Consider the following 22643-nt stretch of genomic DNA (forward strand, 5'->3'; position numbering starts at 1 on the left):
GATAACGGTTATCGCTAGGTTTTGTATTTTTAAATCATAAAATTTAAGCCTATGCAAACCGGTTATCAAAGCAATCCTTTATTAGATCGTTTACCAAAACATCTAAAGCAATTCATAAAGCCTCAAAACTATGATGATTATACTCCAATTAATCAAGCGGTGTGGCGATATGTAATGCGAAAAAATGTAGACTACTTGAGTAAGGTAGCACATAGATCGTATGTTGAGGGATTGCAGAAAACTGGAATTTCCATAGATCAGATTCCTAGTATGTATGGTATGAATCGTATCCTTCAAGACATTGGATGGGCAGCAGTTGCCGTAGATGGATTTATACCGCCAAATGCTTTTATGGAATTTCAGGCTTATAATGTGCTGGTAATCGCATCAGATATTCGTCAATTAGACAATATAGAATATACACCTGCGCCAGATATTATCCATGAAGGAGCTGGACATGCTCCCATTATTGCAAATCCAGAGTATGCAGAATATTTAAGACGTTTTGGAGAAATTGGTTGTAAAGCCATTTCTAGCGCTAAAGATTACGAAATGTATGAGGCTATTCGTCATTTATCAATAGTAAAAGAAGCCGATGGAGTTCCCATTGCCGAAATTGAGGAAGCTGAAAAACGTGTGGAAGAACTTCAGCAGGATATGGGAGAGCCAAGCGAAATGTCTTTGATTAGAAATTTACACTGGTGGACAGTAGAATATGGTTTAATAGGAACTTTTGATGCACCAAAAATCTATGGAGCTGGATTATTGTCTTCCATTGGAGAAAGTAAATGGTGTATGACAAATGAAGTAAAAAAAGTGCCTTATAATATTCAAGCTACATATCAAGATTTTGATATTACAAAGCCACAGCCACAACTTTTTATTACTCCTGATTTTGCTTATTTAAGTTTGATTTTAGAAGAATTTGCTAATAAAATGGCGCTTCGAAAAGGAGGTTTATCAGGATTCGAAAAGCTTATAAACTCTAATGCATTAGGAACTGTGGAACTGAGTACTGGAATTCAAATCTCTGGTGTTTTTTCTGAGGTGATTGAGTATGAAGGAAAACCAATTTACTTTCAAACAAGTAGTGAAACCGCGCTTTCTTATCGTGATAAAGAGCTGGTGGGGCACGGAATAAAGCAACATCCTCAAGGTTTTGGAAGCCCTATTGGTAAATTAAAAGGGATCAATTTGGCTATAGAAGATATGAGTCCTCGCGACCTAAAGGCTTATAATATTTATGAAGGGCATAATGTGGTTTTAGAGTTTGAAGGTGGTGTTACCGTTTCTGGAACTATTATTACTGGAACTCGAAATCTAATGGGTAAAATTATACTCATCAGTTTTGATAATTGTACTGTTAAATATGAAGATGAGGTTTTATTTGAACCTTCATGGGGTGTTTATAATCTTGCTGTAGGAAAGGAAGCGATTTCTGCCTATAGTGGGCCAGCTGATATAAATAGTTTCGATTTAATAACTCATCGTCAGACGGAGGAAACTAAGAAGCAGGTTAAAAGTGAGGAGACTAAGAAGCTTGAGGCTTTATATCTTCAGGTTAGAGAATATAGAGATGGGAAAAATAAAACAATCTCGAGACATAAAGTGTTCGAACAATTACAAGGGTTTTATCCTGAAGATTGGTTACTTTCTGTAGAACTTTATGAGCTCGCTAAGACAAATGGGGATGATGATTTTGCTACGGAAATTCTTCAGCATTTAGAAAAAGTAAAAAGAGATCGTCCTAAAGTAGGGCATCTTATTGATGATGGTATTTCTTTAGTGGATGAAGCCTTAGTGAAGTAATATAATAATGGACGCTGTAAAAAAGATTTTATATTTTTACCCAAATTCAATTGTCATTTAGTTTGAAAAAATACTTATTTATTCTCGGATTTATCTTTCTATTAGCAAATGTTGCTTGTAAAGATGATGATACACATAAGACGAGGCTTACTACGGAAGCAGACTCTCTAAGACTTTCTCAAAAGCGTCAGCGTGTAATTTCTGATGAGCAACGTATAAAAGATATGTTGAGGGTAAAGAATAATAATCTTTCTACTGAAGATTCTATTTATTATAAAGCGAAAATAAAGAGACCAATAGATTCCGTTTTTTTGGTGATGAATCTTTATGGGAAGGCAAAAAAATCTGGTAAACTTGAAGAGTTTAAGCAAACAGCTGTTATAAAAGATAATAAAACAATAACTTCTAGAATTGATGGAAGCGTTTTTAGGATTGATAAAACAGCAGATAATAGCTATAAAATTTATACTCACAACGTAACTAATAATAGCTTTAGTGCTTATGATATTGATTTTAAATCTACACCAGTATCCATAAGAAAAGCTACACGAACAGCAAATTTCTATTTTGATTTATTGCCGAAGAAAACATTTAATTTCAATATCGATGATGCAGATAAGTTTTTTACCATCAGAAAAGATCGATTGATAAAGGGCGACTCTATCTTGGATACTTTAGCGAGAGGCGCAAATATATATCGTTCTAATGGTTTGCTAGATTTACAAGATGCTACCGCTCTTAATACGTTTTATTTTGTGGATAGTACGCGCATTCTTGAAAAATTGATAATAAGAAACCCTAAAAGGGTGCTTACTAATATCACTTTAAGTGGAGAAGAGAAGGTAGATGGGAAACATAAAAAATATAGCAGCGTTTTTGTAAACGATTCTGTTTTTAAAGCATATGAAATTTCAGAAGAACAAGATAAAAATTCTGAGCATGTGGTGGCTTATAAAGTAGATTCAGTAATAAAAAATTATAGCTATAATAAAGACTTTAGCTTCTCTTTAAAAACGATAGATTCTTTTGACCTTGAATATAGTTATCCTCAGTATTATGAGTCTTTAATAGACACTACTTTTTTTGTGTATAGCAAGCCTTTTGAAATAAACCAGATGCATGCAAAATGGCGTTATTCAGTTAGGTATACAAGAAAGACAAATGCCAATCCTACTAAAGTGGAGGTATCTGTCTCTAAAAGAGATATGATTAGAATAGAAGATACCACTTTTGTTTTCGAAGCTCCTCTTTCTCCGATTAAAAAGCCAATGAATATTGGGAGTTTATCTGAGCAAAATTACGATGTAGCAGATTTTGATATTAATTTTGATGGTTATACAGACCTTAGTTTTCCAGAAGGTTTTGATCTTAATAGAAATACAACCTATGCTGTTTATCTATATCAGCCGGAAACAAATACTTTTATTAAGACTCCTGCTTTTACAGGCCCTTCAATGGCGCCATATATATTAATAGATAAAGATAACAGATCTGCTATTTATACTTCTAGTACAGGAAATAATAATTACAGTGCACGAATTATAAGAATAGGGGACAAAGGTGAGATTTTGTACAAAGAAACTTATTGGAGTACAAATTCAAATGATAAAATTTCTATCCATTATCAGAAAACACAGAATAGTGCCGTCGTTAAAAAAAGTGATGATATTGCAAAAGGTAAAGTGTGGAATAAGGACGACTTTAAGAACGAATTTTTAAGCTGGATTAGAGAGCAAATTATAAAATAAAATGCTTGCCATATTAATAGCTAATATGACAAGCATTAACACAAAACAGCTTATATTCACATTTATTATAGACCCTATAAATGGAGTTTCATAAAAGAAACTATTATTAATTTCTTCTGATTTTTATTTTAAGCTATTAGCAATAATATAAGACGCTAGCGTCCAACCAAAAACCTTATCTTTTCCGTCGCTAATAGGAGTTCCAGTTTCAATATTATACGAAAACGCTATAATTTCACTCTTATGGAATGCTGTTTCAATCATTTTATTCCATTTTTCTGATTCTTTTTCTAATAGACTTCGATATGCAAAGTTTTTAAGTCCTAATAGATAAATAATCTGCTCAGGAGCTTTTACAATAAAGCTATTAAGATCATAATGCAATCCGTTTTTACTAAGATGCTCTTTTTCTAATTTCTTAACAATTACATCAGCACGATTCTCATCTACAGCTTTTGCCCATAAAGCATAAATATTATCTGCCCTTCCAGGATTCAAATATTCATTCTTATATTCATCATAATCACAATAAGATTGTTTTTCATCGTTCCATAGATAACGATCCATTTCTTCTTTTCTCTGTCTAGCTTTAGCTCTCCATTTTTCTGGCGTATGTTCAATATCTTCAACTGTAACCAATCCTTTTTCGGTATGAGCTTCTATAAAATGGGCTATATCCATTTCTGTTTTATATAACATCATATTTAGGCGTACTTCAATAACATGCGGTAATTGAAGTGAGAAACTTAACGATTGCTTGTCTGCAGAATCAATATTAGGGTAAGTGTTTAAGTGGCTAGTTTCACATAAGCATTCAATAGTTTGCCACCTACGGTCATATTCTAAAATAGAACGTTGGATATGAATTTTCAGGAAGTTTCTGCGTTCTTCTTCACTTTCCATACGTTCTGCAATAGCTCTTACCATAGAAGTGTAAAGAGGCAAAGCAGGAATGTGTTGGTGGTAGCTTCTATTGGTTGCTTTTAGTGTATGTACATGTCCAATCATGTAAGAAATATTGCTCAATATTTGCTTAGCAAGTGTGAAGTTCCCTTCTTCAACTAATGCTAGGATATGAAAATATGAAGCCGATACATCAAGCTCTGTGTAAGGGCCACCAAGAGAAATATATGGAGTTCCGCTAACACCTTTATCATTATTAACTAATACAGAACCTACAATACCTGGTTTGTTTTTAACCGAAGCTACAAATGAAGCTGTAGGATTGATAGGCATTTTTTCAACATGAAAGTTCAATTCTGTCTCTTGAGATTCTTTTTTATAGAAATCATAGGCAAAATTGTCATTTTCTTCTATATATATAGTATTGGTTTTGTCTTTTACTTTCGTGTCTTTAAACAGATTTAAATACCCATTTTTATCCGTAGTAACTGTTAATTCGTTCCAAAGGGATGCTATTATCTTTTTTGAAATTCCCGAGCTTTTTTCCATTTCTTATTATTGAATTAAATTCGATGTAAAATAGAAAATAAACTCTTTATAAAAAAGTTAGTTGAGTTAAATTAAAATGTGGGATAGTATTTATCTGAATAAAATGGTAATAAAGAATACAACAAAATTATTGAATGAGTGAAAAAGGACGCTATACCAAAATCCATTTTTAATACGAATATATCCTAAAACTATTCCGTCTAAGAATTGAGGAAAAACAATAAGTGGGATGAAAAATAGATCGGAGTTCGATAATTCATAATTAAAAACATGAAGGAATGCAAACAGTACTACAGAGGCGTAATAAATCCATTTAAAGTGTAGCTTCCAATATTTTTCAATAGCTGTTTTACGGATAATAAAATAGAATATAACTCCAATAATAAGACTTATCCCAATGGAAATGTATATAGAATTGCTATCATCTATAAAGGAGATTTTAGAGCGTAATACTCTTAAAATATAATAAGAGAAAAAGCTTATGGAGGTTGATAAAAATAATGGATTGTATCTTAACGATAATCTAAAAATAAGCTCTTCAACCAAAGGGCCAAATAGAACGATAAGAAAAAATATTTCTGTTTTAGAATGCGTTGCTATTAATTCCTGAATGGAATCATTTTTTATAGTGAGAACAAGACTTAAAAAGATTAAAACTGTAAAAGCTAAAATCATTTTAATAGCATACAATGCTGCTAATTCTTTTATTATTACAAAAAAGCTCTTTCCGTGTTCTTTTTTAAGATTAGGATCTTTAATAAAATTCCAAAGATTAAGAAATAAACTTTCTGAAGCGATAGAATCTGAGACTTCCGTATTGTTTTCCATTTAGAAATCTTCTATTTAATTCTTTATCGTCTGTAATTCTTCGGGAGTATTTATCACCTCTTTATTATAAACTAACTTCCAACCCAATGTATTTGTTAGCACATAAAACCTCGATAATTCGCTCATCAATCGGTTTTCTGCATTGCTTTTTAGATTAGAATTATCAACTCTTTTTCCGATAGCTATATTCACCTGATTTTTAATTTTATTAAAATCGTTCGCATTAAACGGATTTAAATAATCTCCAGAAATGTCGTAGTATTTTAAATCTGGATTAATTTTAATTTCAGGCTCAGGAATGTCAGTAATAAAAAGGGTTTTATTTTCTTGATCTACATTGAAATTTATCTTGCTAAGATCGTAGGCAACCGTTACATCTGCGTTTACTACAACCAATGCTTTTTTTTCAGTAGTTAATAAATTAGCAAATATTTTTTCTGACTGTTTGTAATTAAAAACTTGAGAGAAATGTCCTTCCGTAACAACCAACTTGCTTACATTTTTTATCTCTTGCTGAATTAAAGCAGTGTTCTCTTTTAGGTACTTAGAGCGTTCGTCATACCTTTTGTAAAGTTGATACGTCCATAAAATGAGTAAGGTGATGATAATTCCGAAAAGAACCTTTCGCATATTAGAATTTTATATGTGGATGTTTTTCTGAAAGATACATAATTTTCTGTTGAAGCTTTTCCTGAAACTTTTTAAATTCTTCACTTTCAGGATTAAAAGGACGATGCGATAATCCACTTTGAATTTTTTCAACTTCTTTCATTGTGCTTTCAGAAGCATTAGAAATCCAAGTCTGCTGAAACTTATTCCAAATATAGTTAATCGCTGTATTGTTGGGGTGAATCATGTCTTCCGCATAAAAGCGATAATCGCGTAGTTCGTCCATCATAATCTCGTAAGACGGAAAGTAGGCAATAGAATTCTCTCGCGCTATTGTTTGATGAATTGCAGTTATTAAGTGCGATTTGCTTCGCTGATTCTCTATAAAACCATCTTTTAAATGCCGAACAGGGGAGACCGTAAATACAACTGTTGCTTTGGTGTTTAACTCTTTCAAAAGACTAATAATTCTTTCTAGGCTATCTTCAATTTCAGTTACTCCAAGAAGTTCTTTAGTAAAGTTTTTTTGAGGAACTTTATGGCAATTGGCAACTAATTTTTTTGATTTTTCATAGCGATACCCCCAAGCAGTTCCAAGCGTGAAAATAATATGCGATGCTTGTTTAAGAAATGTATGAGTATTCTTTAAAAGGGAGTTGAGGTCGTTTAATATATTCTCTTTGGAAGGGTTGCTTAATATAGAATGTACTTCAAAGCAATGCCAACGCTCATTAAAGAAAAATATGTCTTCTTCTGTAAATTTGTTATTGCTAACAACTCTAGTAATTAAATTTTCTATCGCTTTCGGATGAAAAATTATTCCAAATGGATTTATAAGCGATTCGAATTTATAATAATCGAGTTTACTTCCTATGTTTTCCACAAAACAAGACCCCATTAAAAACACTTTAGCCTTATAATCTATAGCGTCTTTCTGTGGCTTTAATGGGATCTGAGTTTGTAGTTTCATGTAATTATTTCTTTTCAATAAGTCCAGCTCTCCTTAAAAGCGCATCTGGTTGTGGCTCTTTTCCTCTAAAGCGTTTGTATAATTCCATAGGATTGTCTGTTCCTCCTTGAGAAAGTACATTGTCTTTAAACTTACGCGCTACTTCTTTGCTAAAAATTCCTTTTTCTTTAAAGAACTCAAAAGCATCGGCATCTAAAACTTCTGCCCATTTATAGCTGTAATATCCTGCAGAATATCCTCCTTGGAAAATATGAGAAAATGCGGTGCTCATACATGTTTCTGGAGTCTCTGGATACAGGCTTGTAATCTCAAAAACTTTATTTTCATGAGTTTTTACATCCTCAATATTGCTAGGGTCAATACCGTGCCAGCTCATATCTAGCATTCCGAAACTTAATTGGCGTAGGGTTTGCATCCCCTCCATAAAAGTGGCAGATTCTTTTATTTTTTCTACATATTCCATCGGAATCACTTCATTAGTTTCGTAGTGTCTAGCAAAAATTTCAAGCGCTTCTTTTTCATAACACCAGTTTTCTAACACCTGACTCGGTAATTCTACAAAATCCCAATACACACTCGTTCCGCTCAAGCTTGGATATGTTGTATTAGCTAGCATGCCATGTAATGCATGTCCAAATTCATGGAATAACGTGGTCACCTCGTTAAAAGTTAATAAAGATGGTTTTGATCCAGTTGGTTTGGTGAAGTTACATACAATAGAAATATGTGGTCTAGAATTGTCTCCATTTCTCTGCCATTGCGATTTGTAAACAGTCATCCAAGCGCCATTTCTTTTTCCTGGGCGAGGGTGGAAATCGGCATAAAAAATAGCAGTTAATTCACCATTTTCATCCAATACTTTATACGTTTTTACATCTTTATGGTATTTATCGATCTCTTGAGTTTCTTCGAATTGTAAACCATATAATCTTTCTGCAATAGTAAAAACACCACCGATAACATTCTCCAATTTAAAGTATGGTTTTAGCTTTTCATCATCTAAGTTAAAAAGCTTTTGCTTTAATTTTTCAGTATAAAAAGCACTATCCCATTTTTGAAGTTTATCAAGGTTATTTTCTTCTTTAGCAAAACTTTCTAGTTGCTTAAATTCTCTTTCAGCAGCAGGCTTTGCTTTCTCTAAAAGTTCTTCTAAAAAGGAATTTACTTTTTCTGGTGTTTTTGCCATGCGCTCTTCCAAAATAAAATGAGCATGAGTTTTATAGCCTAATAATTCTGCTCTCTGTTGGCGCAAACGAACAATTTGTTTTACATGCTCACGATTGTCGTGTTCATTTCCTTGAAAAGCTCTACTTCCAAAGGCAAGCGACATTTTTTTACGCAACTCACGGTTTTCTGCATAAGTCATTAAAGGAATGTAACTAGGATAATTTAATGTAAAAACCCACCCTTCTTTTTCACGAGATTTTGCTTCATCGGCAGCAGCTTCTAAAGCACTTTCTGGAAGCCCTTTTAATTCTTCTTTGTCCGTTATATGAAGTTCAAACGCATTAGTCTCTGCAAGAACATTCTCTCCAAATTTTAAGCTCAGTTGCGATAATTTCTTATCGATATCTCTTAAAATTTCTTTTTTATCTTCAGGGAGATTAGCTCCATTTCTAGAAAAACTTTTGTAGTTTTTCTCTAAAAGCATTTTCTGTTCTTTATTTAGCGAAAGATTTTCTCTATTGTCCCAAACTGATTTTACTCTTTTAAAAAGAGCTTCGTTTAAACGGATGTCATTTCCAAATTCTGATAATAGCGGAGATATTTCTTGTGCTAATTTCTGAATCTCATCATTAGTTTCTGCGCTATTAAGATTAAAAAAGATTGATGTAATTCTGTCCAATTGAGCTCCCGAAAATTCCAAAGCTTCAATTGTATTTTGAAAATCAGGAGCATTTTTATCTGCTGTTATAGCATCAATTTCTTCTTTTGTTTTTTTTATCTCCTCTTTAATTGCAGGAAGGAAATCTTCATTTTTAATAGAAGAAAAGGGTGCTGTTTGATAAGGGGTATTAAATGTATGTGTAAGCAAATTTGCCATGTTTTATTTTTTATAATGTAATTGAATTACAAAGTAAGAAACTTTCTCTAGAATAGAGAAAGCGCTTAAAGAATGATTAACATTTTTAAGCGCTTTTTATAATGTAGTGTTTTTATTAGTGCTTTATTGTTTTACACTTTCTGCACCTTTAATAACTTTCTCTTTTAAAGATTCTTTATAAGCGACAATCTTATCTTGAATAGATAAATCTGCGGATCCTATAATCTGAGCAGCTAAAATACCTGCATTCTTTGCGCCATTTAATGCAACCGTAGCTACAGGAACACCGCCAGGCATTTGCAAGATGGAAAGCACAGAATCCCATCCGTCGATAGAATTACTACTTTTTACAGGAACTCCAATTACAGGAAGAGGCGATAGAGAAGCCACCATTCCTGGAAGATGTGCAGCACCACCAGCACCTGCAATAATTGCAGAAATACCATTTTTATGTGCATTTTTTCCAAATTCGTACATTTTTTCTGGCGTACGGTGCGCAGAAACAATATCTACAGTTACTTCAACTCCTAATTCTTTTAAAACGTCTATTGCGTCTTGCATTACTGGGAGGTCGCTTGTGCTTCCCATAATAACTGCTACTTTTGCCATGCTTTTGTTATATGAAATTATTAAAAATACTCTTGATTTCTGTTTTAATATTATAATTAGCTAAACTAAAAGTAGCTAGATTATAAAGTTTAAACAGGGTATCAAAAATATATTATTCGCTTATTACCTTAATACTTTTCTTTACTTCTTCCGCAATAACTCTTGCTTTAGCCACATCTTCATTTACAATAGTTACGTGTCCCATTTTTCGGAATGGACGTGTTTCACGTTTCCCGTAAATATGTGGTGTTACGCCTTCCATCGCCATTATTTTTTCAATATTCTTATAGACAACGGCACCAGTATAATTTTCATCACCAACTAAATTTACCATTATTCCAGCAACCTTACTTTCTGTATTTCCTAAAGGAAGACCTAGAATAGCACGGATTTGTTGTTCAAATTGATTGGTGTAGCTGGCTTCAATGCTATAATGACCGCTATTGTGTGGTCTTGGAGCTACTTCGTTTACAAGAATTTTGTCATCCTCAGTTTGGAACATCTCTACTGCAAGAAGTCCAACATGTTCGTATGCTTCAGAAACTTTTAAAGCAATTTCTTGAGCTTTATCAGCTACCTTTTTATCAATTCTTGCTGGGCAGATTACATATTCAACCTGATTGGCTTCTGGATGAAATTCCATCTCTACAACTGGATATGTTTTTACATTTCCATGAGGATCACGAGCAACAATAACAGCCAACTCATTTTTAAAAGGAATCATCTTTTCGGCAATGCATTCACCATTTGGTAATCCTTCTATATCAGCAAAAGATCGAATTACTTTTACCCCTTGTCCGTCATAACCAAAACGAGCACTTTTCCATACAAAAGGAAAGGATAACGACTCATTTTTTATAGCATTCTCCATTTCATCAGAATAAGCAAAGCGAGCAAATTCTGCGGTTGGAATATTGTGATCTATATAAAATAATTTTTGCGTTGCCTTATTGTTTATAGTCTTAAGGGTTTTTGCAGATGGATAAACAGTAATCCCTTCTTTTTCTAACTGCTGAAGGGCATCAACGTTTACATTTTCAATTTCAAAAGTAAGCACATCAACTTTTTTACCGAATTCATAAACGGTATCATAATCCATTAAATCCCCTTGAAAAAACTCATTACATGCAATTTTACATGGAGCTTCATTACTTGGGTCGAGCACAAGAGTTTGAATATCGTACTTACGAGTTTCATAAAGCATCATTTTACCAAGTTGACCTCCGCCTAAAATACCGAGTTTAAAATCAGATGAAAAATAGTTCATGTTGTAATTTTTTTAAAACTGAATGTTTCTGCTTCCAATTGCAAATACTACAATTTGATTTTGCAAAAGTATGGCTAAATATGAAATCTACATAATAAATCAAAGTTGAGGATGACTATTTATCTATTCAAAAGGAAATCAATTGGAATACTTTTAGCCTTCAGCATAAATAGATTCAAAATTAATAATTAGTTTAAAGGGAGGTTGCCTTGTTTGTAGCGTAAAAATTAGAGCAATTTGAAACTAACTATTTGTTTGTTAACGTACAAAAGGAGGTTTTTTTTGTGAAAATTGCTTATTTATTGCCGAAAACGACTAAATTTAAAGGAAAACAAAAATCTAAATGGTATCTTTGCCTCTTTAAAATTTTTTAGAATTGATTAAGCTTCACGATAAATATTTTGAACCTTTTATTTCTGCTGAAGAAATAGATGCAGCCATTAAAAAAATGGTAGAAAAGGTAAAGGCGGACTTTAAGGATGAGACACCTATTTTTATATGTGTTCTTAATGGAGCTTTTATGTTTGCTTCTGATTTTATTAAGAAATACGACCAAGACTGTGAGATTTCATTTGTGAAAATGAGTTCTTATCAAGGGATGTCTTCAACAGGAATTGTGAAAACACTTATTGATGTTCCTGATACAGTAGAAAATCGTAGTGTTGTAATTTTAGAGGACGTTATCGATACAGGAAATACGGTGAAAGAATTAGTGTCGATATTTTCAAGAATAAATGTGAAGAGGTTTAAAATTGCATCAATGTTTTACAAGCCAGAAATATATAGTGGTGAGTATAATATTGATTATGTTGGAATTGAAATTCCAGACAAGTTTATTGTGGGTTATGGGCTTGATTATGATGAATTAGGAAGAAATTTACCAGAAGTATATAAAATAAAAGAATAACTATATGATCAATTTAGTGCTGTTCGGAAAACCAGGAGCAGGTAAGGGTACACAAGCTAATTTTTTAAAAGAGAAATACAACTTAAAGCATATATCTACCGGCGATGTTTTCAGATTCAACATCAAAAATGGTACTGAATTAGGTACATTGGCAAAATCTTATATTGACAAAGGGGAATTGGTTCCCGATGAAGTAACCATTAATATGCTTAAAGCTGAAGTGGAGAAAAACCCAGAAGCTAGTGGTTTTATTTTTGATGGCTTTCCTAGAACAAATGCTCAAGCAGAAGCTTTGGATCATTTGATGGAAGAGAAAGACATGAAAATACATGCTACTATTGCTTTAGAAGCAGATGATGAAGTGCTTATAAAACGTTTATTAGAGCGTGGGAAAGTAAGCGGAAGAAGCGATGATCAAGACGAGAGTAAAATTAGAAATCGTTTTGATGAGTACAATGAAAAAACAGCTCCTTTAATGGAGTATTATAAAGAACAAAATAAGTTTCATAGCGTAAACGGAATTGGAACTATTGAAGACATAACAGAGCGATTGAGTAAAGTTATTGCAACTCTTTAAGCGGGTTGATTTGTTTTTAAATAATTTATTACATCAAAAATAAACTCTAATTGGGTTTATAAAGCTTTATAAATAATAAGCGCTCTCTGAATTTAAGAATGATGGGAGCGTATTTTTTTGAAAAAGAATGTTGGAGGATTTTCAGAGAATAATTATTCAACAATAAAAAACATATTTAAATGACAGAAGGAAATTTTACAGACTATGTAAAGATTAAGGTGACATCTGGAAAAGGAGGGCAAGGTTCTGCTCACCTACGCAGGGAAAAATATGTAGCCTTTGGAGGGCCAGATGGAGGAGATGGAGGCCGTGGAGGTCACGTTATTATTATTGGTGATAAAAACCTATGGACTCTTTTTCATTTTAAATTTAAAAGACATTATCAAGCTGGTCATGGCGAGCATGGTAGTAAGCAAACAAGTACAGGAGCAGATGGTGCAGATGTTTATATGCGCGTGCCTCTAGGAACTCAGGTTAAAGACCCTGAAACAAATGAAGTATTGTTTGAAATTACCGAAGATGGAGAAGAAAAAGTTGTAGCCAAAGGAGGTAAAGGAGGTTTAGGAAATTCACACTTTAAATCTTCTACCAATCAGACGCCACGTTATGCTCAACCTGGAATGCCAGGGGAGGAAGTAGAGGTTCTATTAGAATTAAAACTTCTTGCTGATGTTGGTTTAGTAGGATTTCCTAATGCTGGGAAATCTACACTACTTTCTGTAATTACTTCAGCAAAACCAAAAATTGCTAACTACGAGTTTACAACATTAAAACCTAATCTGGGGATTGTAGAATATCGAGACTACAGAACCTTTGTAATGGCAGATATTCCTGGTATTATTGAAGGAGCTGCGGAAGGAAAAGGTTTGGGGCATTATTTTTTACGTCATATAGAACGTAATTCTACATTGCTTTTTCTAATTCCTGCGGATGCAAAAGATATTTATAAGGAGTATGAAATCCTTTTAAATGAATTGCAGAAGTATAATCCAGAACTGCTAGATAAAGAGCGACTTGTTGCGATTTCTAAGTCTGATATGTTGGATGAGGAGTTAAAAGCGGAAATGAAAGTTGAGCTTGATAAAATATTCGTAGATGTTGAGTATATGTTTATCTCTTCGGTAGCCCAACAGGGAATCCAACCGCTTAAAGATAAACTTTGGGATATGTTGAATAAAAATGAGGATGCTTAATAATGATTTATTTTGCTTAATTTTAGCAAAAAATAAACATTATGTATCCCAAATATATAGGCCTTCTTTGTTGTTTACTTCTTTTTTCTTGTACAAGCGTGCAGGTTGCTTATGATTACGACAAGAAGGTTGATTTCTCTCAATTTAAAAGTTATGACTATTTTCCAAATATGGAAAGTGGCTTAAGTGATTTAGATACCAAAAGATTGTTTCGTAACATAGATAGTTTGTTGCAATCTCGTGGTTATAAATATTCTTCAACACCAGATATTTATATCAATATAAAAACTTCAAATAGACCGAAACCAAGCAATAGCTCTGTAGGTATAGGAATTGGGGGAACTGGCAGGAATATTGGCGGAGGTGTTTCTGTTGGGGTTCCTTTAGGAGGAAACGAATCGTATCGTGAAATAATTTTTGATATTGTAGATGCCGATGAAGATGAATTGGTGTGGCAAGCGGTAAGTGAAGGTACAGTCTCAGAGCAAATGACTCCAGAAATGCGTAATGCAAAGCTAAAAGAGGTTGTGGAAAAAGTATTTTCTAGCTATCCTCCGAAACAGAAATAATCAGTTTTAATGAATGCTTTTTGTAAACCTATTATTGCTATTTTAATGTTGATTGGTTATTGCCTTTCAGCACAGAATGTAGCTTTAGAGCAGGCAAATACTTTCATCAAAGAAAATAAGATTACAGAAGCGGAACAAGTTCTTCTTTCAGCCTATAAAAAAAATCCTACTCCAATTATTACAGAACGTTTAGGAGATGTTTATGGAATAGAAAAGAAATGGGATGATGCTGCTACCTATTATAAGATACTTGTAGATGAGTATCCTAAAAAGGCAAATTACCATTATAAGTATGGGGGAGTGCTCGGAATGATTTCCTTAGAAAATAAAATAAGAGCATTGTCTCTTTTGGGAGATGTTAAAAAGCATTTCGAAATTGCTGCTAATTTAGATGATGAGCATCTTGGTGTCCGTTGGGCATCGATCGATTTATATTTAAAGCTTCCAGGGATTTTGGGTGGCAGTAACGATAAAGCCTATAAATACTCCAAAGAATTGGAAGCTATTGCGCCTATAGAAGGATATCTTTCTCGAGGGTTTATAGAAGAAGAACGCAATAATAAAGAGCTCGCTGCAACTTATTATAAAAGAGGCTTGGATGTTGTTTCTCAAAATACGTATCCTGATAAAAATTACAGGAGACAAGATATCCATTATCAAATCGGAAAATTAGCTGCTCAATATAACTACAAAGTGAATAGTGGAATCTCACATTTATTAATCTTTGAGAATTTATATACACCAGAGAGTACGATTCCTTTGGAGGATGTATATTATCAGTTGGCAGTTTTATATAGATATCAGAAAAATAAAGAGAAGGCAAATTATTATATCGACAAAGCCATTAAAATACATCCAAATTCAAAAGATTTTAATTCAGAAAAGGAAAACATTAATGGCCTTTAGTTCTTTTATTTACGATTGATGGTTCAATTAATATATTCCTAAGAAGGTTTGTCTATAGCAAATTGTCCTTTTATCTTTACAGTCTGAATACGTTTTAAAAATTACAACATTGAAAATACATTTCATTGCCATTGGCGGAAGTGCGATGCACAACCTGGCACTTGCTTTACATAATAAAGGATATATCATTACAGGAAGTGACGATGTTATATTTGAGCCTTCTAAATCGCGATTAGAAGCTAAAAATATCGCTCCTGAAACTTTTGGGTGGTTTCCAGAAAAGATAACAGCAGATTTAGATGCCGTTATTTTGGGAATGCATGCAAAGGCAGATAACCCTGAGTTGGTAAAAGCAAAAGAAATGGGCTTAAAAATATATTCTTATCCTGAGTTTATTTTTGAGCAAAGTAAATATAAAACCAGAGTTGTAATTGGAGGAAGTCATGGGAAAACAACCATAACTTCTATGATTCTTCATGTTTTGCATTATCATGATATTGATGTAGATTATATGGTGGGCGCACAACTTGAAGGTTTTGATACGATGGTGAAGCTGACTGAAGAGAATGATTTTATTGTCTTAGAAGGCGATGAATATTTATCTTCTCCAATTGATAGACGTCCTAAATTTCATTTATATCAGCCAAATATTGCATTATTAAGTGGGATAGCTTGGGATCATATTAATGTATTTCCAACGTTCGAAAACTATGTAGAACAGTTTAAGATTTTTATTGATTCTATCGTTGAAGGCGGAAGCGTAACCTATAATGAAGAAGATGTAGAGGTGGTAAAAGTTGTAGAAGCTTCTGAAAATCAGATTCGTAAAATCCCGTATGCAACACCTGAATATACGGTTGAAGACGGTCAAACTTATCTGGAAACTCCAGAGGGAGCAATGCCGATTGAAGTATTTGGAAAACATAATTTAAACAACTTAGCGGGAGCAAAATGGATTTGCCAACATATGGGAGTCGATGAAGATGATTTCTACGAAGCTATTGCAAGTTTTAAAGGAGCTTCAAAGCGCTTAGATAAGTTGGCAGAAAATGGTAACCGTGTTATTTATAAAGATTTTGCGCATGCGCCAAGTAAGGTTGGAGCTACATTAACAGCGGTTAGAGAACAATTTCCAACCCGTAAAGTTATTGCTTGCCTTGAGCTACATACTTACAGTAGTTTAAATGCTACTTTTTTGAAGGAATATAAAGGGACTTTAGATAATGCAGATGAAGCCGTGGTTTTTTTCTCTCCAGAGGCAGTAAAAATCAAGCAGCTAGAAGCGGTATCTGCTTCTCAAATCGAAGACGCTTTTAATCGTGAAGATCTTATTGTTTACACCAATCCAGATGAGTTTAAAGAGTATTTATTTAAGCTGAAGTTAGATAATTCTGCATTGCTATTAATGAGTAGTGGGAATTATGGTGGTCTTGACTTTGAGGAAGTTAAAAGTTTAGTGGATTAGAGGTTTTTTATTTCTGAACTTCTTAAGTTCGTTTTTTATTATAATTTCTTTTCTGTAGCGTTCTAATTTGCTAAATGTAACGTTGTCTATTATAATTCGTTATATTTAGATGATGAAAGAAAAATCTACTTCATTTTCGATTAAAAACTGGAGCATAACAGATCGTCCTCGAGAAAAATTACTTGCAACAGGTAAACAAATTCTGTCTGATGCTGAGTTAATAGCTATATTAATAGGGAGTGGAAGTAGAGATGAAAGTGCTGTCCAATTATCTAAACGGATATTAGCTTCCGTAGATAATAATCTAAATAAATTGGGGAGACTTAGTGTAGGTCAACTTATAAAGTTTAAAGGCATTGGAGAAGCTAAAGCTATTAGTATTGTTGCTTGTTTAGAATTGGGAAGGAGAAGACGGGGAGAGGATATTCCAGAAATAAAGAAGATAAAAAGTAGTAAGCATGTTTTTGAATTAATGCAACCAAAAATAGGGGAGCTTGAACATGAAGAATTTTGGATTTTATATGTGAATAATTCAAATTCTGTTATTAAAACACTACAACTTAGTAAAGGTGGAATTACAGGAACCTTAGTCGATGTAAGATTAGCGCTGAAGAAAGCCTTAGAGCTTAATGCAACTGCTATGATATTGGCACATAATCATCCTTCTGGTGGATTGAAGCCAAGTAATGCCGATAAAGAAATAACGAATAAAATTAAAAATGCTGGAGCGGGGATGGATATTAAGCTCTTAGACCATCTTATTGTAACTGAAAAATCTTACTTTAGCTTTGCAGACGAAGGAATTTTATAAAAATGCTATTAGTTTACACGTATAAAATTACACCTAGGTTAACATATATCATGCGGCACATTTTTTCCAAAATGATGCTGATAGATATTAGTATGACAACCAAAGTAGAGGATTTTATTGCTCATAAAGGGCCTAAGATTACCTATACAAAACAACCACTACAAAGTGAGTTTTTTGTAAAGAGTAATGAGTTGCTTTTTGAGCAAGGAATTTCTGATGTAGAAATTAATATTCAGAAGTGGGATGGTGTTCCATGCTTCTTTCCTACCAACGATAAATGTGCATTACCATTCGATATATTTGCCGCTAGTTTTTATTTATTAAGTAGGTACGAAGAGTATTTACCTCATGTAAAAGATGAACATGGGAGGTTTCCTGTGGAGGAGAGTTTGGCATATCAAGAGAATTTTTTAGAAATTCCTGTGATAGATATTTGGGTAAAGAAATTAAAAGAGGCTTTACAAGAGCGTTATCCAGAAATGCATTTTCCTAAAAAGAGTTATAAGCAAACTTCAATCATGGATATTTCGGTTGCTTATGCCTATTTAAAAAAAGGGTTTGTGCGTACTCTTGGAGGTACTTTATTAGACTTATTTCATTTTAGAATTAGAAGAGTTGTAGAAAGATATTTAGTTCTTTTACGCTTTAGAAGAGATCCTTTAGATTTTTTTGATCAAGTAACAGCGCTTCATAAAAAATATGATGTGCCAGCAATATTTTTCTTTTTGATGGCAGATTATTCTGCTTACGACAAGAATATATCGGTTATAAATCCTCAATTCCGATCCCTTGTAAAATCAGTAGCAGATTATAGTATAGTTTCCCTAATGGCTTCTTATAAATCGTTAAGCAATCTTTCTAGTCTTAAAAAAGAACGAAAGCGACTTATAGATTATATCAACAGACCAGTAAAAAGAGTACGTCAGCGCTATAATAGGTTAAATATTCCAGATGCATACCGATTAATGGTTGATGCTGGTTTTAATGAAGACTATACAATGGGATACACTGGGCAGACTGGATTTAGAGCTGGAACTTGTAGTCCTTTTTATTTTTATGATATCAGCTTTGAAGAGCAAATACCGATTCAGATTAATTCTTTTTGTATTCAATACACCGCATTGTATCAATATAAAAGTATTAAGCAGGCAGAAGATAAAATCCTAGAATTATCAAATCGAATTAAAGAGGTAGATGGCGATTTTAATATTGTTTTTTCTAATGAAGTTTTAAATCTGAATGATAGTAGTGAGTGGGAAAAACTATATGTTAATTATTTGAAAATGAGTAGTACTAATGAAATTGAATAATGAAGTAATAACCGATGTTTTTTTTGATTTAGATCATACGTTATGGGACTTTGAAAAAAATTCTGAACTTACATACAACAAAATATTTGAAGAGAATAATATCGATGTTAACCTCGCGGAGTTTTTTGATTTCTATATTCCTTATAATTTCAAGTTGTGGAAATATTATCAAGAGGATAAGATCACAAAAGAAGATCTTCGTTATAAACGTTTAAAAACGACTTTCAATGCCTTAAAAGTAGATGTTGCTGAGGATATGATTTTTAAACTTAGCGATGATTATATTAAAAATCTTTCTACATTCAATCACCTTTTTATAGATACAATAGAAATCCTCGATTACCTGTCTCCAAAATATAAACTCCACATTATTACTAATGGTTTTGCTGAAGTCCAAACCGGAAAACTTAAGAATTCTAAAATTGATCATTATTTTCAAGTGGTTATGAATTCTGAGACTGCTGGCGTAAAAAAACCAAATCCATTGATATTCGAAATCGCATTAAAAGAAGCAAATGCGAAACCTCAAAATTCTGTTATGATTGGCGATAGTTATGAGGCTGATATTCTAGGAGCTCAAAATGTTGGGATGCATACACTTTTTTATAAGCCTAGCGATGAAAATATAAATGTTAATACACATAAAATTAGTGAGTTAAAGCAAATAAAAAACTATCTTTAAAGAACAATACAATTTTCTTTATTACGTTTTTATATTAATGCTACCACCAACCAAAACATACTACCACTATTGTCTTCTTATTTTAAGTAGCTTTTTGCTGTTCTCATGTGTTAAAGATGTTGATTTTAATCAAGCTGAAGAGTTAGAAATTGAGCCTTCTGTAGCAGTGAGTTTATTATATTTTGATTTACAAGCTTCAACAATAGGACTTATCCCAAATAATGATGTGGATGGGGATTCAGTTGAAGATATTACAGAGTTAGATATTTTTTCAGAACCTTTTCTAGAAGAAAATTTAGAGGGAGCTACTTTTAATTTTGAGTTTTTAAATTCGACTCCACGTGTTTTCAATGCCAAGATTTCTTTATATGATGATATGTATAATGTATTGGATTCTGAAGATGTTTTAATAGATGTGCCAAAAAAATCAGTTAGCCTTATTTATAGTGACTCAAATGTCCAAACATTAAAGAGCATGGCATATATGGGAATTGAGTTGGAATTAATTCCTGGAAGTCCTTTGCTTACTCCTAATTCTACAGGAGAATTACTTTTAAAATCTTCTGGAACCTTCTTTATGTCGATAGATGCAGATTAGGCAAGTGTTTCTATACTTGTTTTTTTTTATCAGCGTTTTCGTAAATGCTCAGAATAAACAATTGCTTTATAATTTTACAGATATCCCTCAATCTTTGATGGTAAATCCAGGTGCTGAAATCCAAAACAGTGCTTATTTTGGAATTCCTGCTTTGTCTGGAATTTATGCTGGAGCTGGATCTAGTGAGATTTCCTTATATGATCTTTTTTCTGATAATGGTGTTGATTTTAATATTAAGGTGAAAAATGCTATTTATAGCTTAAATAAAAGTGATATCCAGCGGGTAAATCAAGAATTGGAGATTTTAAATGGGGGTTTTAAACTGGGAGGTCTTTTTAACAAAGATTACATTAGCTTTGGGATTTATCAGGAGCTTAATTTTTTTAATTACTGGCCAGAAGACCTTGCTATTCTAGCTTATGAAGGGAATGCTACAAATATTGGTCGTCCTTTTGATCTCTCTCATTTAAGTGCTAAAGGAGAATTATTAACCGTTTTTCATGTTGGGTTTCATAGAAAAGTAGATGATCACTTTAGTTTTGGGGTAAGAGGGAAGTTGTATTCTGGGGTTATAGATGTTTCTTCAAGAAGCAATAGTGGTAGTTTCATTACTTCTTTAGGAACGGATAATACTTATAGACATACGCTAATATCTGATGTTGAAATACGAACTTCTGGAATCGCTAGCTTGAGAGAAGATGATGTTGATGGAGCTACAGATGTGCTGAATATATTAAAGAATAAAGCTCTTTTAGGAGGTAATCTTGGTGTAGGTTTTGACTTTGGAATCACTTACAAGCCTAGTAAAGAATGGACGCACACAGCAAGTATCCAAGATTTAGGCTTTATAAAACAAAATAAAGATATTGAAACCTATACTTTAAAAGGGGCATACTCCTTGGAAGGGATTAACCTTCCGTTTAATAATATTGTAACTGGGGGTGGTTTGTCTGATAACTGGCAAGAATTAATTGACGATATTGAAGAGGCGTTGCCTTATGAAATTGTGAATAGCTCTTATACAACAATGCGACCTTTGAAACTTAATTTAGCATCTATTTATAATTTTGGAGAGCGAAGGAGTAGTAAAGAATGTAATTGTGCTACAGATGATAATTCATATATCAATTCTGTAGGAATCCAGTTTTTTGCTGAAACGCATTCGCGATATCCACAAGCAGCATTGACTGCTTTTTATTACACAAGAATAGGGGAATGGCTAAAGTTAAAAACGACGTATACAGTTGATAAATTCTCGAAAACAAACATAGGACTTGGATTATCAACACATTTTGCTAACTTTAACTTCTATTTGCTAGCTGATAATTTAATAGAATATTATAATTTAGCAAATATGAATAATGCATCTTTACAATTTGGATTTAATTATATATTTCCATTAAGACACTAAAACTTTTATTCAATGAAAAAATTACTATTTCTAGGATTGTTTTTGGTAACAATTGCTATGAGTGCCCAAGAGAATGTTAACAACTATAAATATATTGTTGTCCCTAAAAAGTTTGATTTTCTTAAAGAGAAGAATCAGTATCGTGTAAATACTTACACTAAGTTTTTATTCGAGAAAGCAGGATTTAATGCAATTTATGATGATCAGAAACCAGCAGATCTTCAAGCAAATCCATGTTTAGGATTGAAGGCAGAAATTGTGGACGACTCAAATCTATTTACTACCAAATTAAGAGTCTCTTTGGAGAACTGTCAAGGTAATATCGTTTATACTTCCGATGAAGGTAAAAGTAAAGAGAAAGATTATGAAGAGGCATACCAAGATGCAATAGAGAATGCTTTTGTATCAGTAAAAGAATTAAATTATAAATATGAGCCTGGGTCTACTAATACTAAATTTGTATTGGGAAGAGCTGTGGTTGAAGAGCCTGCTCCAGTATCTACAGCAGCTATAGCATTAGGAGGAGTTACTTCAGTGTCAAATGAAACACAGAAAGTAGCAACACAGGCTGCTGCTCCAGTGGCAGCTGTATCTACTACAGTAGAAGATAATGGAACAACATTATTTGCACAACCTACAGCTACAGGATTTCAATTAGTAGATATGAGTCCTAAAGTTGTGTTTAAAATCACAAAAACTACACAGCCTAATTATTTTATTATCAAGGATAAAAATGGCTTCCTTTATCAAAAAGATGGAAAATGGATTGCAGAATATTATGAAGGAGATGTTTTAAAACAAGAAGTTTTAAATATCAAGTTCTAAGAAAAATTAGAATATAAAAGAAAAAGCTTACTCATGTAATTTGAATAAGCTTT

General features: G+C 32.9%; 21 protein-coding genes. 14 read left to right on the top strand and 7 right to left on the bottom strand.

Features of this window, described 5'->3' with window-relative positions:
- Window positions 1-51 precede the first annotated feature (51 nt).
- Window positions 52-1809, top strand: a complete 1758-nt coding sequence (locus tag ACN0TY_RS05235) for an aromatic amino acid hydroxylase (RefSeq protein ID WP_417443639.1) — start codon at window positions 52-54, stop codon at window positions 1807-1809.
- 62 nt (window positions 1810-1871) lie between these two features.
- Window positions 1872-3557 (top strand): XAC2610-related protein, encoded by a 1686-nt coding sequence (locus ACN0TY_RS05240; RefSeq protein ID WP_417443640.1) that lies wholly within the window; start codon window positions 1872-1874, stop codon window positions 3555-3557.
- Window positions 3558-3680: 123 nt separating this feature from the next.
- Here ACN0TY_RS05240 and ACN0TY_RS05245 read toward each other — a convergent pair whose 3' ends face one another.
- The 7 genes from ACN0TY_RS05245 to ACN0TY_RS05275 all read right to left on the bottom strand — a co-directional run bounded on the left by ACN0TY_RS05245 (window position 3681) and on the right by ACN0TY_RS05275 (window position 11336).
- Complete coding sequence (locus ACN0TY_RS05245) at window positions 3681-5009, bottom strand: trehalase family glycosidase (protein ID WP_417443641.1); 1329 nt, start codon at window positions 5007-5009, stop codon at window positions 3681-3683.
- Between the two features lie 90 nt (window positions 5010-5099).
- Window positions 5100-5837 carry a type II CAAX prenyl endopeptidase Rce1 family protein gene (locus ACN0TY_RS05250; RefSeq protein WP_417443642.1) on the bottom strand — a complete coding sequence of 246 codons (738 nt, stop codon included), beginning with the start codon at window positions 5835-5837 and terminating at the stop codon, window positions 5100-5102.
- Window positions 5838-5852: 15 nt separating this feature from the next.
- Window positions 5853-6467, bottom strand: coding sequence for a DUF4230 domain-containing protein (locus ACN0TY_RS05255; protein WP_417443643.1), 615 nt, complete (start codon window positions 6465-6467; stop codon window positions 5853-5855).
- Between the two features lies 1 nt (window position 6468).
- Window positions 6469-7416: a GSCFA domain-containing protein gene (locus tag ACN0TY_RS05260; protein WP_417443644.1), complete on the bottom strand. Its 948-nt coding sequence runs from the start codon at window positions 7414-7416 to the stop codon at window positions 6469-6471.
- A gap of 4 nt (window positions 7417-7420) precedes the next feature.
- Window positions 7421-9460, bottom strand: coding sequence for a M3 family metallopeptidase (locus tag ACN0TY_RS05265; RefSeq protein WP_417443645.1), 2040 nt, complete (start codon window positions 9458-9460; stop codon window positions 7421-7423).
- A gap of 123 nt (window positions 9461-9583) precedes the next feature.
- Window positions 9584-10069 (bottom strand): 5-(carboxyamino)imidazole ribonucleotide mutase, encoded by a 486-nt coding sequence (gene purE / locus ACN0TY_RS05270; protein WP_236957977.1) that lies wholly within the window; start codon window positions 10067-10069, stop codon window positions 9584-9586.
- Between the two features lie 112 nt (window positions 10070-10181).
- Window positions 10182-11336 (bottom strand): 5-(carboxyamino)imidazole ribonucleotide synthase, encoded by a 1155-nt coding sequence (locus ACN0TY_RS05275; RefSeq protein ID WP_417443646.1) that lies wholly within the window; start codon window positions 11334-11336, stop codon window positions 10182-10184.
- A gap of 376 nt (window positions 11337-11712) precedes the next feature.
- Between ACN0TY_RS05275 and hpt the strand changes: the two genes are divergently transcribed.
- From hpt to ACN0TY_RS05335, 12 genes are all read left to right on the top strand, one after another.
- Entirely contained in the window at window positions 11713-12243 is a 531-nt protein-coding gene (gene hpt / locus ACN0TY_RS05280) for a hypoxanthine phosphoribosyltransferase (protein ID WP_317207849.1), read from the top strand.
- 4 nt (window positions 12244-12247) lie between these two features.
- Window positions 12248-12820 (top strand): adenylate kinase, encoded by a 573-nt coding sequence (locus ACN0TY_RS05285; RefSeq protein WP_317207850.1) that lies wholly within the window; start codon window positions 12248-12250, stop codon window positions 12818-12820.
- 179 nt (window positions 12821-12999) lie between these two features.
- Entirely contained in the window at window positions 13000-14013 is a 1014-nt protein-coding gene (gene obgE, locus ACN0TY_RS05290) for a GTPase ObgE (RefSeq protein ID WP_236957979.1), read from the top strand.
- A 41-nt stretch (window positions 14014-14054) separates the two neighbouring features.
- Window positions 14055-14582: a DUF4136 domain-containing protein gene (locus ACN0TY_RS05295; protein ID WP_417443647.1), complete on the top strand. Its 528-nt coding sequence runs from the start codon at window positions 14055-14057 to the stop codon at window positions 14580-14582.
- A 9-nt stretch (window positions 14583-14591) separates the two neighbouring features.
- A complete protein-coding gene (locus tag ACN0TY_RS05300; protein WP_417443648.1) occupies window positions 14592-15488 on the top strand; it encodes a tetratricopeptide repeat protein in 897 nt (298 codons plus the stop codon).
- Between the two features lie 109 nt (window positions 15489-15597).
- Complete coding sequence (locus tag ACN0TY_RS05305) at window positions 15598-16953, top strand: UDP-N-acetylmuramate--L-alanine ligase (protein WP_417443649.1); 1356 nt, start codon at window positions 15598-15600, stop codon at window positions 16951-16953.
- 112 nt (window positions 16954-17065) lie between these two features.
- Window positions 17066-17764 carry a RadC family protein gene (gene radC / locus ACN0TY_RS05310; protein WP_417443700.1) on the top strand — a complete coding sequence of 233 codons (699 nt, stop codon included), beginning with the start codon at window positions 17066-17068 and terminating at the stop codon, window positions 17762-17764.
- 92 nt (window positions 17765-17856) lie between these two features.
- Entirely contained in the window at window positions 17857-19074 is a 1218-nt protein-coding gene (locus ACN0TY_RS05315) for a polysaccharide deacetylase family protein (protein WP_417443650.1), read from the top strand.
- Window positions 19061-19756, top strand: coding sequence for a YjjG family noncanonical pyrimidine nucleotidase (locus ACN0TY_RS05320; RefSeq protein ID WP_417443651.1), 696 nt, complete (start codon window positions 19061-19063; stop codon window positions 19754-19756). The genes ACN0TY_RS05315 and ACN0TY_RS05320 overlap by 14 nt, the downstream gene beginning before the upstream one ends.
- A 94-nt stretch (window positions 19757-19850) precedes the next feature.
- Window positions 19851-20354, top strand: a complete 504-nt coding sequence (locus ACN0TY_RS05325) for a hypothetical protein (protein ID WP_417443652.1) — start codon at window positions 19851-19853, stop codon at window positions 20352-20354.
- A 61-nt stretch (window positions 20355-20415) separates the two neighbouring features.
- Complete coding sequence (locus tag ACN0TY_RS05330; protein WP_417443653.1) at window positions 20416-21765, top strand: DUF5723 family protein; 1350 nt, start codon at window positions 20416-20418, stop codon at window positions 21763-21765.
- A gap of 12 nt (window positions 21766-21777) precedes the next feature.
- A complete protein-coding gene (locus ACN0TY_RS05335) occupies window positions 21778-22590 on the top strand; it encodes a hypothetical protein (RefSeq protein WP_417443654.1) in 813 nt (270 codons plus the stop codon).
- The last annotated feature ends 53 nt before the right edge of the window (window positions 22591-22643 follow it).

This window comes from Joostella sp. (assembly GCF_048266025.1).
Classification (GTDB): domain Bacteria; phylum Bacteroidota; class Bacteroidia; order Flavobacteriales; family Flavobacteriaceae; genus Galbibacter; species Galbibacter atrarenae.

What these genes read in the sequence shown, in the direction of transcription:
- ACN0TY_RS05235 (WP_417443639.1), top strand. Translation starts at nt 52, where the DNA reads ATGCAAACCGGTTATCAAAGCAATCCTTTATTAGATCGTTTACCAAAA.
- ACN0TY_RS05245 (WP_417443641.1), bottom strand. Translation starts at nt 5,009, where the DNA reads ATGGAAAAAAGCTCGGGAATTTCAAAAAAGATAATAGCATCCCTTTGG.
- ACN0TY_RS05250 (WP_417443642.1), bottom strand. Translation starts at nt 5,837, where the DNA reads ATGGAAAACAATACGGAAGTCTCAGATTCTATCGCTTCAGAAAGTTTA.
- ACN0TY_RS05255 (WP_417443643.1), bottom strand. Translation starts at nt 6,467, where the DNA reads ATGCGAAAGGTTCTTTTCGGAATTATCATCACCTTACTCATTTTATGG.
- ACN0TY_RS05260 (WP_417443644.1), bottom strand. Translation starts at nt 7,416, where the DNA reads ATGAAACTACAAACTCAGATCCCATTAAAGCCACAGAAAGACGCTATA.
- ACN0TY_RS05265 (WP_417443645.1), bottom strand. Translation starts at nt 9,460, where the DNA reads ATGGCAAATTTGCTTACACATACATTTAATACCCCTTATCAAACAGCA.
- purE (WP_236957977.1), bottom strand. Translation starts at nt 10,069, where the DNA reads ATGGCAAAAGTAGCAGTTATTATGGGAAGCACAAGCGACCTCCCAGTA.
- ACN0TY_RS05275 (WP_417443646.1), bottom strand. Translation starts at nt 11,336, where the DNA reads ATGAACTATTTTTCATCTGATTTTAAACTCGGTATTTTAGGCGGAGGT.
- ACN0TY_RS05285 (WP_317207850.1), top strand. Translation starts at nt 12,248, where the DNA reads ATGATCAATTTAGTGCTGTTCGGAAAACCAGGAGCAGGTAAGGGTACA.
- obgE (WP_236957979.1), top strand. Translation starts at nt 13,000, where the DNA reads ATGACAGAAGGAAATTTTACAGACTATGTAAAGATTAAGGTGACATCT.
- ACN0TY_RS05295 (WP_417443647.1), top strand. Translation starts at nt 14,055, where the DNA reads ATGTATCCCAAATATATAGGCCTTCTTTGTTGTTTACTTCTTTTTTCT.
- ACN0TY_RS05300 (WP_417443648.1), top strand. Translation starts at nt 14,592, where the DNA reads ATGAATGCTTTTTGTAAACCTATTATTGCTATTTTAATGTTGATTGGT.
- radC (WP_417443700.1), top strand. Translation starts at nt 17,066, where the DNA reads ATGAAAGAAAAATCTACTTCATTTTCGATTAAAAACTGGAGCATAACA.
- ACN0TY_RS05315 (WP_417443650.1), top strand. Translation starts at nt 17,857, where the DNA reads ATGACAACCAAAGTAGAGGATTTTATTGCTCATAAAGGGCCTAAGATT.
- ACN0TY_RS05320 (WP_417443651.1), top strand. Translation starts at nt 19,061, where the DNA reads ATGAAATTGAATAATGAAGTAATAACCGATGTTTTTTTTGATTTAGAT.
- ACN0TY_RS05335 (WP_417443654.1), top strand. Translation starts at nt 21,778, where the DNA reads ATGAAAAAATTACTATTTCTAGGATTGTTTTTGGTAACAATTGCTATG.